This window comes from Micromonospora sp. DT228 (genome assembly GCF_049841595.1).
Classification (GTDB): domain Bacteria; phylum Actinomycetota; class Actinomycetes; order Mycobacteriales; family Micromonosporaceae; genus Micromonospora.
Genome location: NZ_JBNCKO010000002.1, coordinates 556,402 through 569,541 on the forward strand (window position 1 = coordinate 556,402; position 13,140 = coordinate 569,541).

Sequence of the window (13,140 nt, forward strand, 5' to 3'; positions counted from 1 at the left end):
CCCTCAGGGCAGTTGCTCGATCTCCGTTGGCGCCTGGGCGCGGATCACCCCGATGTCGCTGGCGATCGGTACGTCAGGAAAGCGCTCGGACACCCGGCGCAGGATCTCCGCGCGCCGGTGCGGGCTCTCCACCTCGCCGTACAGCACGAGGGCGCGGTCCCGTCGGACCACGGTGATCCCCTGTTCGGCGACGGCGGGGTCCTCGGCGAGCAGGCGCTGGATCTCGGCTTCGACGTACTCGTCCGGTGGCCCGGCGCCGATGTCGCGATGATGGGTCACGGTGTCCCCTCTCCTGGCTGGGTGCCGACCGCCGGCACCACCTCCAGCCGGTCCAGCAGCACCAGGAACGCCTCGGCGTACGGCGAGTGCTGCGTCTCCTTGCGTACCCTTTCCCAGTCGATCTGCTCCCGCAGTGACCGGGCCAGCGGCAGGCCGCGGGCGAAGTCGCAGTAGTGCTGGGAAAAGCTGAGCAGTTTGTGCACCATCAGCTGGGTGGCGGACAGCACCGGCATGTGGATCGCGTCCACCGGCCGGATGACCGTGTCGGCGAACGTCTCCTCGGTCACCGGTGTCTCGATCGGCCGGTGGATGAGGTCCACCATCCGGCCGTCGTCGAAGACCTTCACCAGCCAGTCCTCGGGTGGTCGCTGGGCGACGAAGCCGGCGGCCACCAGGGCCTCCAGGGCCTGCTCCACGTCGGCCTCCCGGATCAGGAAGTCGACGTCGTGCTCGCTGGAGTGGCCCCCGTGGGCGTAGACGGCGAAGCTGCCGCCCAGGGCGAACGGGATCTCGGACTGCTTGAGCACGGCGGCGACCTTCTTGAGGGTGTGCACCAGACTCTCGTCCCCGCGCTCAGCCATCTGGATCTCCCGTCGTCGTGTTGGTGGACCGGCGGTTTGGGTTTCAGACTCCCGTACCCGGCATTCCGGTCGGCCACACCTGCTTGGGACTCGGTCGGGCGTCAACAGGGTCGAAACAGCACAAACCTCGCGGAGTCGGTGCGCCGGTCGGATAATCTGTGGAGGGTGGCCAGATCATCGGGGATGCGACGCGGCAGGGGCCGGTTGCGCACCGTCGCCCTGATCGGCATCGACGGTTCGGGCAAGACCACGCAGGCGCACCGGCTGGCCGACGCGCTGACGGCCGCCGGGAGCCCCGCCACCTACCGCCGCAACGCCAGCGGGCGCCGCTGGCTCGGCCGGGTCGCCCACCGGCTCGGCCGGCCGGACGCGCAGCGGCTCGTCGGGCGCGACGGCATGCTGGCGGTGGAGTCCGTGCTGCGCTGGCTCGCCATCGCCCTAGCCCTGGTCACCTGCCTGCTCACCGGCCGGACGGCAGTGATGGACCGCTACTCGGCCTGCCAGTACGCGAGCATCCGCGCCCACGGCGGGCACCGCTGGGAGCGGCTGGCCCGAGCCGGCTACCGACTGTTCCCGACCCCACAGGTGACATTCCTGCTCGCGGTCGACCCGGCGGAGGCGTACCGGCGCATCGAGGAGCGCGGCACCGACCACGAGACGATGGGCTGGCTGACCGCGGCGGACACCGCCTACCGGGCCCTGCCCGAATATCCGAGCTTCGTGCTCGTGGACGCGGGCCGTCCGGCCGAGGAGGTGACCGAGCAGATCCAGGCGCACCTGGGGAGCTGGCTGCCGGCGTCCCCCCGGGCGGCGGAGGGGGATGGTGACCCGATGGTGGCTCAGGCCCGCCCGTAGACCGGCACGGTGGCGCCGCTCGTCGGCGCGGACTCGGCCGACGCGAGGAACCGGATCACCGACGCGATCTCGGCCGGGGCCACCCAGCGGGAGTGGTCGGCGTCGGGCTGGGCGGCCCGGTTTGCCGGGGTGTCGATGACGCTTGGCAGCACCGTGTTGCAGCGCACGTCGCGGGACCGGTACTCCACCGCGATCGCGTTGGCCAGCGCCAGCACCGCCGCCTTGGCCGTCACGTAGCCGGCGGCGCCGGGGAACGGGGCGACCGCCGCGCGGGCCGCCACGCAGACCACCGCGCCGCCACCGGCCGCCACCAGGTGGGGCAACGCGGCCTGGGTGACCAGGTAGGTGGGTCGCAGGTTGACGGTGAGCATCCGCTCGAAGTCCTCGACCGGCGTCTCGTGCACCAGACCGCCGCTGGCGTACCCGCCGACCAGGTTGACCACCGCCCGCAGCGGCGCGGCCGAATCACCGGCGGCGGCCTCGACCGCCCGCGCGGCGCCCGCCGGCTCGCTCAGGTCCGCGACCAGTCGGACCAGGTCGTCCGCCGCCGGGCCCGAGCTGGGCCGGGCGCTCCGCTCCGGTACGACCACCCGCCAGCCCGCCTCGACGAACGCGCCCACAACGGCCCCGCCAAGCCCACCGGTACCCCCGGTAACCAACACGCTCCGCCCAGCCATACCCCCAACCTACTGCCCCCACCCCACCCCCACCCCCCACCCCACCCCTCCCCCTCCGTCGATCATGGAGTTATTGCCGTGACACGCCGATCGGAGTGGCAACAACCTCATGATCACGGTCTGCGGTGGGCAGATTCGTTGGTTCGTTCGGGGGTTGAGGGCGCAGGATCGGCGGATGCGGATCCTCGTTCTCGGTGGTACCCGGTTCCTCGGCCGGGCGGTGGCTCGACTCGCCGCCGCGCGGGGGCACGACGTGACCTGCGCGGCCCGGGGCGTGTCCGGAGCCGCGCCGGCCGGCGTCCGGTTCGTGCCTGTGGACCGGGACGATCCCGCGGCGCTGGCGCCGCTCGCCGACGCCGGTTTCGACGCCGTGGTCGACGTGACCCGCCAGATCAGTCACGCCCGGTACGCGCTCACCGCCCTTGCCGAGCGGGTCGGACACTGGTCCTTCGTGTCGACGATCTCGGTGTACGCGGACAACACCACCCCGGGTCAGACCGCGTCGGACGCACCGGTGCTGCCGCCGGCCCCACCGGAGGTGGACGGCCTGCCCGACCCGGACAACCGTTGGTACGGCGAGTGCAAGGTGAGCATCGAGCGGCTGGTCCGGGAGCGGATGGGTGTGGACCGCTCGTTCATCTGCCGGGCGGGGCTGATCGTCGGCGCGGAGGATCCGAGCGATCGCTTTCCGTACTGGGTGCGGCGGCTGTCGGCCGGCGGAGAGGTGCTCGCGCCCGGCCGGCCGACCGACCGGGTGCAGTTCGTGGACGTGGCCGATCTGGCCGGCTGGCTGCTGCACGCCGCCGGCATCGGCCTCGCCGGCACGTACGACGGCACCGGGCCGGCGATGTCCCGCGCCGACCTGCTGCACGGGGTGGCCGCCGGGCTGGGAGTCGCCGATCCGGTCCTCACCTGGGTGGACCAGGAGTTCCTGCTGGCCCACGACGTCCGCGAGTGGTCGGGGGAGCGGGCCCTGCCGCTGTGGGTGCGGCTGCCGGAGTCCGGTGGCCTGATGGACCGGGACGCGAGACCGGCTCTGGGCGCCGGGCTGGCGGTCCGTCCACTGTCCGACACTGTTCGGGCGACGGCGGCCTGGATGACAGCGGACCCGGCCGCCGTCCGGCAGGGGGGACTGGACCCGGCGGATGAGGCGGCGGTGCTGCGGGAGTGGCAGGCTGTGCGGGACCGGTGATCCGGCCGTCGAGGTGTTTTCGTCGTCCCGGCCGGTCATGGTTGACGCTCACGCCAGGTGAAAGTAAGTTTCATCCGTGGCGAAGAGTCCGAAGATTTCTGCGAGTCAGGAGCCCGGTGGGCTGATCGTCCACATCAGTGGGCTGCTGCCGTCGCTGTCGCCCGCCGAGCAGCGGGTTGCCCGGCTGGTCGTCTCCGACCCGGCCGCCGCGTCCCGGCGGACCATCACCGACCTCGCCACCGCGGCGGAGACCTCGGAGGCGACGGTCATCCGGTTCTGCCGCTCGGTCGGCATGGACGGTTACCCCCAGCTGCGGATCCGGCTCGCTGCCGAGGCCGCCCGCCGCATCGAGCCACCGGACGCCCGGGTGGTCGGCGGTGACATCCCGCCCGGCGCCGACCTCGCCCAGATCATCGCCACCATCGCGTTCAACGACGCCCGGGCGGTCGAGGAGACTGCCGAGCAGCTCGACCCCGCCATCTGTGAGCAGGTGGTCGAGGCGATCAACAGCGCCGGTCGGATCGACATCTACGGTGCTGGCGCCAGCGGGTTCGTCGCATCGGACTTCCAGCAGAAGCTGCACCGCATCGGCCGGATCGCCTTCTACTTTCCGGACGTGCACACCGCGCTGACCTCGGCTGCCCTCCTGGGCCGGGGCGACGTGGCGATCGGCATCTCGCACAGCGGCACGACCTCCGACGTGATCGAGGTGCTGGAGCAGGCCCGTACGCGGGGTGCCGTCACCGTGGCGCTCACCAACTTCCCGCGGTCGCCGATCACCGACGTGGCGGACTTCGTGTTGACCACGGCGGCCCGGGAGACCACCTACCGCTCCGGGGCGACGGCCAGCCGGCTCGCCCAGCTCACCGTGGTCGACTGTCTGTTCGTCGGGGTGGCCGCCCGTAACCGGGCGCGGGCCCGCAAGGCCCTGGAGTCGACCGCCGAGGCGGTCCAGTCGCACCGGGTGGGTGCCAACCGGAGGCGGCCGTGACGCCCGGTGCGGTGGAACCGGACGAGGACCTGCCCGCACCGCACGCCCGCCCGACGGTCCGGGTGGGCGCACCCACCGAACGCCGCAACCCGCTGAGCGTCGACCTCGACCTGATGTCGACCCGGGACGTGCTCACCGTGATCAACGAGGCGGACCGGCGGGTGCCGGCGGCGGTCGCCGCGGTGCTCGACGAGATCGCCGCCACCGTCGACCTGGCGGTCGAGGCGCTGCGCGGCGGCCACCGGGTGCACTACTTCGGGGCCGGCACGTCCGGTCGGCTCGGCGTCCTCGACGCGGCCGAACTCGCCCCCACCTTCAACTCACCCCGGCACTGGTTCTGCGCCCACCTCGCCGGTGGTCCGGACGCCATGTGGCGGGCCGTGGAGGACGCCGAGGACGACGAGCGGGGCGGCGCGGTCGAGGCGGCCAGTTGTGTGCGCACCGACGACCTGGTGGTGGGTCTGGCGGCGAGCGGACGCACGCCGTACGTGCTCGGGGCGCTCGCCGCGGCCCGCGCCAAGGGCGCCTCGACGGTGTTGCTCTGCGCCAATCCGGAGGCGGAGGCCGCCCGGTCGGTGGACGTGTTCATCGGGGTGGACACCGGACCCGAGGTGGTCACCGGGTCGACTCGGATGAAGGCAGGCACGGCGCAGAAGTTGGTGCTCAACACGTTCTCGACAGCCGTCATGGTGCGCCTGGGGCGGGTCTACTCGAACCTCATGATCGATATGGTGGCCACCAACGCGAAGCTCCGCGGACGAATGATCTCGATTCTGGTCGAGGCGACCGACTGCTCGGAGGAGGTTTCCCGGCAGGCGCTCGCCGAGGCCGACGGTGACCTGAAGACGGCGCTCGTCTCGCTGGTCTCCGGTGCCGAGGTGGACGCCGCCCGGGCCGCGCTGGCCCGCTCCGCCGACCAGGTACGCGGGGCCCTCGCCCTGCTCGCCCCGTAGGGCGCACGCGCCCCGGGAAGCGAACGGGGCTTCGGATTGTTCATCTGGCCGAGGGGTAATACACCCCGGAGGATGAACCGACCGGTCCTTCGGCGCGTATCTGGCAGTGACCAGGATCGCAGCGTGGTGGTGACCCGGGTCGCTGTGCCCCCACGGCGGGCGGTGTTGCCATGGTGTGTGACCCGTGCGTGGTGCCCAGCGGCGAGCCACCCGACGGGATGCTGACAGCAAACGTGGACCGTGCTCTCAGCTAAGACTCAGGCATTCGTGACACTTTCGACTCACCACACGGAATCCCCGACACGTCTCATCTGTTGTGTAGGTGTCAGCACCGATGGGCACAGCAGAAGTTACCAGGGGTTGACGGACGTGGGGTATGGCAAGGAACCGGGCAACCGGCGCGAGCGAGGGGACCGTGGGCAACGTGGACAAGAACATCGGCATGCGCACCGATCAGGTGGCCGAGGAGCGCGACCTGGTCGGTGTCTACCTGCACGAGATCTCTCGGACGCCACTGCTGGACGCCGCCCGGGAGGTCGATCTCTCCAAGGCTATCGAGGCCGGCCTCTACGCCGAGCACCTGCTCGGTGAGGATGCCGCCCCCGGCGGTACCGAGCGGGATCGGGCTGACCTGGAGTGGCTTGTCGTCGAGGGGGAGCGCGCGAAGGATCTCTTCATCCGCGCCAACCTCCGACTTGTCGTGTCGATCGCCCGCCGGTACGTGCGGTCGGGCATGCCCATGCTGGACCTGATCCAGGAGGGCAACACCGGCCTGGTCCGGGCGGTCGAGAAGTTCGACTACGAGCGCGGTTACAAGTTCTCCACCTACGCCACCTGGTGGATCCGCCAGGCGATCAGCCGGGCGATCGCGCAGCAGGAGCGCACCGTCCGTCTGCCGGTGCACCTGGTGGAGGACGTCAACCGGATGCGCAACGTGGCCCGGCAGTTGACCCGCGAGCTGGGCGCCGACCCGGAGCCGGAGCAGATCGCGGCCTCCCTCGGCGTCACGGTCGAGCGGGTCAACGAACTGCGCCGCTGGTCGCAGGACACCGTCTCGCTGGACACCCCGGTGGGCGACGACGGCGACACCAGCCTCGGCGACCTGGTCGCCGACAGCGACGCGCCGTCGCCGGAGGACATCGTCCTCAGCGGCCTGGAGCGGCAGCGCATCGAGGGGCTGCTCAACCACCTCGACGACAGGTCCGCCGGCATCATGCGGGCCCGCTACGGGCTGGAGGACGGCCGGGAGCACTCGCTCACCGAGGTCGCGTCCCGGTTCTCGCTGTCCCGCGAGCGGATCCGGCAGTTGGAGATCCAGGCCCTCGGCCGGCTGCGTGAGCTGGCCCGGGCGGAGGGGCTGCAGGCAGCCTGACCTGGTAGTAATGACGGCGAACGGCCGGCGTCCGATAGGGGGACGCTGGCCGTTCGCCGTTGCCGGGTCCGCTAGCGGACCCGGCCGTAGCCCTGGATGGACATCATGTTCATGCCCCGTTTGAGCACGTTGCGGCCCGCGCTCGGCGCGTCGATCACCTGGCCGTCGCCCACGTAGAGGGCGACGTGCCCGAGCCCGCTGTAGAAGACGAGGTCACCTGGACGCAGGTCGCCCCGCCCGATGTGTGCGACGGCACCCCACTGCATCCGGGTGTTGTGCGGCAGGGACTTGCCGGCCGCCCGCCAGGCCGCCGAGGTCAGCCCGGAACAGTCGTAGCCGTTGGGCCCGTCGGCTGCCCAGACGTACGGCTTGCCCACCGCGCCGAACGCGTAGCGCACCGCGGCGCCGGCGTCACCGGCCACCGCGGGAACGTCCTTGGCCACCGCCGCCGCGGCCTTCGGCTCGGGACGCTCGGTGGCCGCCCCGTACGCCTGCCGACGCAGCTCGTACAGCTTGGCCAGGTCCTGTTCGATCTGCTTCTTACCCGCCGTGAGCTGACGGGCCCGCGCGGCCTGCCGGGTCAGGGTGGCGTCCAGGCTGGCCTTCTCGTCCAGCAGTCGTCGCTGGTCGGCCGTGAAGCCGGAGATGCTCTCCTGCCGTTGGCGGGTGAGCTGATCGAGCGTGCCCAGCCGGTCCAGTAGGGCGGCGGAGCCGCCGGCACGCAGCAGGGCGTCCGCGGTCCGCAGGCCGCCGCTCTTGTACGCCGTGGTGGCCAGCTCGGTCACGTCGGCCCGGCTCTGCTCGGCCTGCTGCTCCAGCGGGCCGATGCGGGCCTTCAACCGGGCCACCGAGGCCTCGTTGGCCTTGATCTCCTCACGCAGCTTGTTGTACGACTCCACCACCCGTTCCAACTCGGCCGAAGATGTCTCGATCCGGCGGGTCAGGTCGGCGGGGGACGGCTCGGCGCGCGCCACCGCCGTCGGGGCGATAAGCGCGGCCGACATGCCGGCCAGCGCCACGGTACGCAGCAGGTTTCTCAGGGATGACAAGAGCGAAAGGCCCCTCTCCCACGGCCGCCGGGGCTGCTGACGCCCTCGGCGACACCGGCCGGGGCCACCCGGGCGGACGGCACTGGGCCGGACCGGCGCACCCAACCTAACCCGGGACGGATGTCGCTCGCAGTTGAAGCAGGGGCGAAAGTTGGGCGAGTGGCCTCTCGTGTTCCTGCGCTGGGTGGCGCTGCTGACACCTGCTGCAGCGGGATAACGCCCTCTTTAAAGCCCACTGACGGATATGCGACTTTCGTCGTTCCGGGCGTATGCCGCCGCATGATGGCTCGCCATAACCGATAAAAGGTGAAATGGATGCTGTTTCTGGGCGATGTCCCTCGTCGGGGTGAGCTGTCGAGAACCGGTAACTGCCCAGGTCGGCTGGCGGGGCACAAACACAATGGGTGCTGACGCCGGGAATCCCGTCGGCAGACAGCGGCAGCCGTCACCCGTCGGTCACCTCGGCCAAGCGTCCCCCCGCGGGAGGAACCGTGAATCGTGAAGGCGCAAGGGTGCGACCGCCGCGAACGGTGCCGGGTAACCGGTCGACCCTGCTGTACGCCCGGCCCGGCATCATCGTGACCGTCGACAGGTTCACCGTCGGCCGAACCAGTTACCGGGTCGCCGACCTGACCCATCTGCGCACCACCCGGGGCCCGCACGACCGGATCGCCGTCCGGGCCGTCATCATCACCGCCAGCATGCTCGGCGGTGTCGGGCTGCTGCTCGGCTTCACCGGCGGGCTGCAACGCCTGACCGCCGGGGCCTACCTCATCCTCGGTGCGGTGTTCCTGCTGCCGGCTGCGCTGGCCCTGGTCGGCGATCGCTGGCGCCCACCGCCGCACGAGCTGTGGGGGTGGTACGGGGGAGCGGAGGTGCTGCTGTTCAGTGCCGACGACGAGCGGCAGTTCGGCCAGGTCACCCGGGCGCTGTTGCGGGCCCGCGAAGTGAACAGGTACGGCGGCTGGGTCGACCCGCTCGCCTCCGCCGAGCCGTGGCGGCCCAGCCGCTGAGCCGACGAACGGTGGGCCCGCGCTCACTGGCGTCGGCCCACCGGCCCGCTCAGCGGGCGTCGGCCCACCGGCCCGCTCAACGGGCGACCGGCTCCGGGGCCCGGGTCTCCTGCGGCGCGGCCACCCAGGCGCTGACCCGGCGCTCGGCGTAGAACGAGACGAACGGCACGGTGCCGGCCAACATCACCAGCAGCATCCGCTTCAGCGGCCAGTCGGCCCGACGGCTCAGGTCGAACGCGGCCACCAGATAGATCATGTAGAGGAACCCGTGCGCGGGCCCCACCGTCTCCACCACGACCGCGTTGTCGAACACGTACTTCAGCGGCATGCCGATCACGACCAACAGGATCAGCACGACGCCCACGATCCAGGCGATCGCGCGGTAGCGGGTAAGGGCAGCGCCCACAGTCGTCCGTCCTTCCGAGCCCGGCTCAGCCGGGATAGTCACCGGGTCGGGCGCCCGGATTGGCGCTCAACCATGACAGGTAGTGGTTGTAGGCGGCCAGGTCCGTGTCCTCGACGGCGTCGCCGCCGGACGGTGCCCGGGACACCCGCACCGGCCGGCGTACCGCCGGTCGGGACCCCGCGATGACCGCCGGCGCGGGCTCGGCGGCCGGCTCGGCCGAGGGCACGTCGGTGTCGGTAGTCCGGCGACGGGCCAGCTTCACCTCGCGCCACCAGACGTAGACCACGAAGCCGGCGAAGATCGGCCACTCGACCGCGTACCCCCAGCTCAGGCTGTTGCCGGCGGCGGCCCGGCTGACCTGCCACCAGCCCAGCCCGAGGAAGCCCACGACCAGCACGACCATGGCCACGTGACGTGCGATCCACGCCGGGGTCCAGAGCCGCCTCATGGCACCGAGAGTACCGGGGGCGCCGCCGGTCTCCGACACGGTGTCGTAGTTGTCGCGCGGCCGGGAGGGTTTGGCGTCACCACGCCTGGGCAATCGTCTAGACGCCAGCCCAGCCGAGATCAAGGGGGGCGATGATGACCGGATCGGTACGTGAGGACGGCTTTGCGTCCAACGGCAGCACGGATATGAGCCCGGAGCAGCGGGTGCCCGAGTGGGGTGGCGATCACCTCGCCGACCCGGCGGGCGTTCTCGACGGCGACCTGCTCGGCATCGACCCGACGGAGTTGACCGACGAGGACCTGATCCGCGAGATGCACAGCCTGCACCGCACCCGCCTGGACACCCTGCGGCACGCGGCGGACTCCGCGCTCGCCAACCACCTGCGGCGCACGGCCGAGCTCGAGACCGAATACCTGGCGCGTCACCCGGGCCGAGAGGTCGACCCCAACCGTCTGCGGGACTCCTGATGCCGGCGCGCGCCGTGCGCGGGATGTCCGCGCCACCCGAGGTGGTCTTCAACACGGCCACCGACCCCGACCGGGCCGCGGCCTGGCTGCCGGAACCGCTGCGCGGAGGCGACGCCCCCGCCGCGGATATCAACGGTGCCGAGTTGCGAGCCCGGTGGGGTGGCGACGCCGACTGGTCCGCCGAGATCCGGGTGGAGTCGGCCGATTCCGGCGGCGCCCGGATCCAGCTCGACCTGGCCGACGGGTCGGACGGTTCGGGTCCGGACCAACTGGCCGACGAGGCGCTCACCAACCTGGCACGCGAGGTCGCCGACAACCTTCAGGCCGGCTGAGCCGGCCCCCGCGGCACGCCGCTCCCACACCACCACGAGAGGTAAGGAGACCGGGTGAGCGACACCGGCCTGCGACAGAAGGCGGCGCGGCTGCGCCGGGCGTACGCGCCGCACGAACACCGGCCGCTCGGCGGCTATCTGGTGGCGATGGGCGCCTACGCCGGAGTGACCGGGGCACTTGCCGGTCTGGTCAAGGTGACAGGTCGACAGGTGCCGGAGCGTCCCGCCCCGTCCGACGTCGTGTTGCTCTCCATCGCCACGCACAAGCTGAGCCGGCTGCTGTCCAAGGACGCCGTGACCAGCCCTCTCCGCGCGCCGTTCACCCGCTACGACCGCCCGATCGGCAGCGGTGAGGTGATGGAGCAGGTCCGCGACTCGGGCAGCCCGACCCGGCATGCCATCGGCGAGCTGCTGAGCTGCCCCTTCTGCCTGGCGGTCTGGGTGGCCACCGGGCTGACCGGGGGCCTGGTGCTGGCGCCCCGGCTGACTCGTCTGGTGGCCACCGCGCTGACGGCGGTCGCCGCGTCCGACTTCCTCCAGATGGCGTACGCGATGGCACAGCAGGCCGCCGAGGGTGGGCACCACGACGACGACTGACGAGTGGACGCGAAAGGGGGCCGGCAGACGCCGGCCCCCTTCGTCGTACCCACCTCAGCGCTGCATGCCGGACCAGCCGTGCGGCGACTCCGGTTCCCGTTCGTCCTCGTCCGCCCCGGTGATGATGTCCCGGTCGACGGCGGTGCGGTCGTGTTCGTTCGCGAAGTCCGGCTCGGGGGTGGTGTCCCGGCCCTTCGGTGGTTGACCCAGCGCCGGCACCTTCTCGTCATGGTCCTCGTGGCGTGTCATGTCGGTGTCCCTTCTGCGGTCGGTCAGCCGATGGAACCGCCCAGCAGGTCGCTGGCCTCGTCCACCGAGTACTCGCCCTCGGGCAGCGCGTCGACGCGGGCGAGCAGGTCGGGCGGGAGTTCGGCGGCCACCGCCCGGCGGTAGATCTCCGCCTGGGTGACCCGCTCCTGCGCCCGGTAGATGTCGTCGAGCAGGTCGTCGAGGGCCTGGGTGTCCGGCTCGTCGGTCACGGGTGCGTCGTCGGTCACGTCGATCAGCTACCCGGGCCGGAATCGGTCAAACGTCACGCGGGTGGCCCGACCGCTGCCTCGCTCCGGTGCCGCCGGCGGGGGCGAGGTTTCCGGCACAGAGACAGCGCCGCCCCCGGCCTTGTGGGCCGGGGGCGGCGCTGGTGTCGGTGTGCAGGTCGCCTCTCGGCGAGTGGCACTACGCGGCTCCAGCCGGACGGTATTCCGCGAAGGCTATTTAGGTGAGGCCCGGGGACACATGACACACCGACACCTCGGTCAACGAGTCGACCCCCGCCCGTGTTCCACGAGCCGCAGTGGCGGCGGTCACACCGTCGCCGGCAGGGTGGCCCGCCGGGCCTGCACGGCGGAGGCCAGGTGGTCGAGGACCTCGACGGTGTCGTCCCAGCCGAGGCAGGCGTCGGTGACCGACCGGCCGTACTCCAGCTCCCGGGTCGGATCGAGATCCTGCCGGCCAGGCAGCAGGAACGACTCCAACATCACCCCGGTGATCCCGCGCTGGCCGGCGGCCAGCTGGGCGGCCACGTCGGCGGCGACACGCGGCTGGTTGCGGTGATCCTTGCCGCTGTTGGCGTGACTGGCGTCGATCACCAGCCGCTCCGGCAACCCGGCCGCGCGGAGCAGGTCGAGCGCTCCGGCGACCGAATCCGCGTCGTAGTTGGGCCGGCCGCCCCCACCGCGCAGCACCAGGTGGCCGTCGGTGTTGCCCCGCGTGTGCATGATCGCCGGGGTGCCGGAGAAGTCGATGCCGGGGAAGACGTGTGGCACCCCGGCGGCGCGGATCGCGTCGACAGCGGTGCTGATGCTGCCGTCCGGGCGGTTCTTCATGCCGATCGGCATGGACAGACCCGAGGAGAGCTGGCGGTGCACCTGACTCTCCACGGTACGGGCGCCGATCGCACCCCAGGCCACCGTGTCCGCGATGTACTGCGGCGTGATCGGGTCGAGGAACTCGCAGCCCACCGGCAGACCGACGCGCAGCACGTCGAGCAGCAGCGCCCGGGCCAGCCGCAGACCGGTGTTGACGTCCCCGCTGCCGTCCAGGCCCGGGTCGTTGATCAGGCCCTTCCAACCGACAGTGGAGCGCGGCTTCTCGAAGTAGACCCGCATGACGATCAGCAGGTCGTCGGCCAGCCGGTCGGCTGCCGTACGCAGACGCCGCGCGTAGTCGAGGGCGGCGGCGGGGTCGTGCACCGAGCAGGGGCCGACCACCACCAGCAGGCGGTCGTCCTCGCGATCGAGCACGCGACCCACCGCGCGGCGACCGGTCAGCACGGCCGACGCGAGCGAGGCGTCCAGGGGTAACTCGTGGTGTAGGAGGGCGGGTGTGGTCAGCGGCACGACACGGTCGATTCGCTGATCGCTGACCCGATCGGTCTCCGGGGTCGTCACGGTGGGCATCCTTCCGCCGACCGTGCCCGGGGCCGGTGC

The 13,140-nt window shown here is 71.7% G+C and carries 18 protein-coding genes; 9 read left to right on the top strand and 9 right to left on the bottom strand.

Annotation, left to right across the window (positions count from 1 at the left end):
* Positions 1-3 precede the first annotated feature (3 nt).
* A complete protein-coding gene (locus ACLQ29_RS05870; RefSeq protein WP_204941733.1) occupies positions 4-279 on the bottom strand; it encodes a hypothetical protein in 276 nt (91 codons plus the stop codon).
* On the bottom strand, positions 276-860 hold the full coding sequence (locus ACLQ29_RS05875) for a nucleotidyltransferase (RefSeq protein WP_393373912.1): 585 nt from the start codon (positions 858-860) through the stop codon (positions 276-278). Before ACLQ29_RS05875 ends, ACLQ29_RS05870 begins: the two co-directional genes overlap by 4 nt.
* A gap of 183 nt (positions 861-1,043) precedes the next feature.
* Here ACLQ29_RS05875 and ACLQ29_RS05880 point away from each other — a divergent pair, with 183 nt between their 5' ends.
* Positions 1,044-1,715, top strand: a complete 672-nt coding sequence (locus ACLQ29_RS05880) for a thymidylate kinase (protein WP_425770772.1) — start codon at positions 1,044-1,046, stop codon at positions 1,713-1,715.
* On the opposite strand, the gene ACLQ29_RS05885 is transcribed toward ACLQ29_RS05880, so the two are convergent.
* Complete coding sequence (locus tag ACLQ29_RS05885; protein ID WP_425770555.1) at positions 1,700-2,392, bottom strand: SDR family NAD(P)-dependent oxidoreductase; 693 nt, start codon at positions 2,390-2,392, stop codon at positions 1,700-1,702. The two genes, ACLQ29_RS05880 and ACLQ29_RS05885, sit on opposite strands and share 16 nt — an antisense overlap.
* 175 nt (positions 2,393-2,567) lie before the next feature.
* Between ACLQ29_RS05885 and ACLQ29_RS05890 the strand changes: the two genes are divergently transcribed.
* From ACLQ29_RS05890 to ACLQ29_RS05905, 4 genes are all read left to right on the top strand, one after another.
* On the top strand, positions 2,568-3,584 hold the full coding sequence (locus ACLQ29_RS05890) for an NAD-dependent epimerase/dehydratase family protein (protein WP_425770557.1): 1,017 nt from the start codon (positions 2,568-2,570) through the stop codon (positions 3,582-3,584).
* Positions 3,585-3,660: 76 nt separating this feature from the next.
* Positions 3,661-4,575 (top strand): MurR/RpiR family transcriptional regulator, encoded by a 915-nt coding sequence (locus tag ACLQ29_RS05895; protein WP_393373903.1) that lies wholly within the window; start codon positions 3,661-3,663, stop codon positions 4,573-4,575.
* Positions 4,572-5,528 (top strand): N-acetylmuramic acid 6-phosphate etherase, encoded by a 957-nt coding sequence (murQ, locus tag ACLQ29_RS05900; protein WP_425770559.1) that lies wholly within the window; start codon positions 4,572-4,574, stop codon positions 5,526-5,528. Before ACLQ29_RS05895 ends, murQ begins: the two co-directional genes overlap by 4 nt.
* 376 nt (positions 5,529-5,904) lie before the next feature.
* Complete coding sequence (locus ACLQ29_RS05905) at positions 5,905-6,900, top strand: sigma-70 family RNA polymerase sigma factor (protein WP_425770561.1); 996 nt, start codon at positions 5,905-5,907, stop codon at positions 6,898-6,900.
* Between the two features lie 71 nt (positions 6,901-6,971).
* Here ACLQ29_RS05905 and ACLQ29_RS05910 read toward each other — a convergent pair whose 3' ends face one another.
* Positions 6,972-7,949, bottom strand: a complete 978-nt coding sequence (locus ACLQ29_RS05910) for an NlpC/P60 family protein (protein WP_425770563.1) — start codon at positions 7,947-7,949, stop codon at positions 6,972-6,974.
* Between the two features lie 512 nt (positions 7,950-8,461).
* On the opposite strand from ACLQ29_RS05910, the gene ACLQ29_RS05915 reads away from it, so the two are divergent.
* A complete protein-coding gene (locus ACLQ29_RS05915) occupies positions 8,462-8,962 on the top strand; it encodes a DUF6232 family protein (protein ID WP_425770565.1) in 501 nt (166 codons plus the stop codon).
* A gap of 76 nt (positions 8,963-9,038) precedes the next feature.
* Here the strand turns inward: ACLQ29_RS05915 and ACLQ29_RS05920 are convergent, their stop codons facing one another.
* Together ACLQ29_RS05920 and ACLQ29_RS05925 are read right to left on the bottom strand one after the other, a co-directional pair.
* Positions 9,039-9,368 carry a DUF3817 domain-containing protein gene (locus ACLQ29_RS05920; RefSeq protein ID WP_355028951.1) on the bottom strand — a complete coding sequence of 110 codons (330 nt, stop codon included), beginning with the start codon at positions 9,366-9,368 and terminating at the stop codon, positions 9,039-9,041.
* Between the two features lie 25 nt (positions 9,369-9,393).
* Entirely contained in the window at positions 9,394-9,816 is a 423-nt protein-coding gene (locus tag ACLQ29_RS05925) for a hypothetical protein (protein WP_425770567.1), read from the bottom strand.
* Between the two features lie 131 nt (positions 9,817-9,947).
* Here ACLQ29_RS05925 and ACLQ29_RS05930 point away from each other — a divergent pair, with 131 nt between their 5' ends.
* Genes ACLQ29_RS05930 through ACLQ29_RS05940 form a run of 3 tightly spaced genes read left to right on the top strand, consistent with a single transcriptional unit; the run spans position 9,948 to position 11,212 of the window.
* Positions 9,948-10,283 (top strand): DUF6158 family protein, encoded by a 336-nt coding sequence (locus ACLQ29_RS05930; protein WP_425770570.1) that lies wholly within the window; start codon positions 9,948-9,950, stop codon positions 10,281-10,283.
* Positions 10,283-10,615, top strand: a complete 333-nt coding sequence (locus tag ACLQ29_RS05935; RefSeq protein WP_425770572.1) for a hypothetical protein — start codon at positions 10,283-10,285, stop codon at positions 10,613-10,615. Before ACLQ29_RS05930 ends, ACLQ29_RS05935 begins: the two co-directional genes overlap by 1 nt.
* Before the next feature lie 54 nt (positions 10,616-10,669).
* A complete protein-coding gene (locus ACLQ29_RS05940) occupies positions 10,670-11,212 on the top strand; it encodes a DUF1360 domain-containing protein (protein WP_425770574.1) in 543 nt (180 codons plus the stop codon).
* A gap of 54 nt (positions 11,213-11,266) precedes the next feature.
* Here ACLQ29_RS05940 and ACLQ29_RS05945 read toward each other — a convergent pair whose 3' ends face one another.
* The 3 genes from ACLQ29_RS05945 to ACLQ29_RS05955 all read right to left on the bottom strand — a co-directional run bounded on the left by ACLQ29_RS05945 (position 11,267) and on the right by ACLQ29_RS05955 (position 13,110).
* Positions 11,267-11,461 carry a hypothetical protein gene (locus tag ACLQ29_RS05945; protein WP_425770576.1) on the bottom strand — a complete coding sequence of 65 codons (195 nt, stop codon included), beginning with the start codon at positions 11,459-11,461 and terminating at the stop codon, positions 11,267-11,269.
* Between the two features lie 23 nt (positions 11,462-11,484).
* Complete coding sequence (locus ACLQ29_RS05950) at positions 11,485-11,718, bottom strand: hypothetical protein (protein ID WP_425770773.1); 234 nt, start codon at positions 11,716-11,718, stop codon at positions 11,485-11,487.
* A 297-nt stretch (positions 11,719-12,015) separates the two neighbouring features.
* The gene (locus ACLQ29_RS05955) at positions 12,016-13,110 is read right to left on the bottom strand and encodes a 3-deoxy-7-phosphoheptulonate synthase (RefSeq protein ID WP_425770578.1); all 1,095 of its coding nucleotides are present in this window, start codon (positions 13,108-13,110) and stop codon (positions 12,016-12,018) included.
* Between the last annotated feature and the right edge of the window lie 30 nt (positions 13,111-13,140).

Coding starts and splice junctions, on each gene's coding strand:
- ACLQ29_RS05925 (WP_425770567.1), bottom strand. CDS start 9,816: ATGAGGCGGCTCTGGACCCCGGCGTGGATCGCACGTCACGTGGCCATG.
- ACLQ29_RS05875 (WP_393373912.1), bottom strand. CDS start 860: ATGGCTGAGCGCGGGGACGAGAGTCTGGTGCACACCCTCAAGAAGGTC.
- ACLQ29_RS05945 (WP_425770576.1), bottom strand. CDS start 11,461: ATGACACGCCACGAGGACCATGACGAGAAGGTGCCGGCGCTGGGTCAA.
- ACLQ29_RS05905 (WP_425770561.1), top strand. CDS start 5,905: ATGGCAAGGAACCGGGCAACCGGCGCGAGCGAGGGGACCGTGGGCAAC.
- ACLQ29_RS05890 (WP_425770557.1), top strand. CDS start 2,568: ATGCGGATCCTCGTTCTCGGTGGTACCCGGTTCCTCGGCCGGGCGGTG.
- ACLQ29_RS05885 (WP_425770555.1), bottom strand. CDS start 2,392: ATGGCTGGGCGGAGCGTGTTGGTTACCGGGGGTACCGGTGGGCTTGGC.
- ACLQ29_RS05955 (WP_425770578.1), bottom strand. CDS start 13,110: ATGCCCACCGTGACGACCCCGGAGACCGATCGGGTCAGCGATCAGCGA.
- ACLQ29_RS05935 (WP_425770572.1), top strand. CDS start 10,283: ATGCCGGCGCGCGCCGTGCGCGGGATGTCCGCGCCACCCGAGGTGGTC.
- ACLQ29_RS05930 (WP_425770570.1), top strand. CDS start 9,948: ATGATGACCGGATCGGTACGTGAGGACGGCTTTGCGTCCAACGGCAGC.
- ACLQ29_RS05880 (WP_425770772.1), top strand. CDS start 1,044: ATGCGACGCGGCAGGGGCCGGTTGCGCACCGTCGCCCTGATCGGCATC.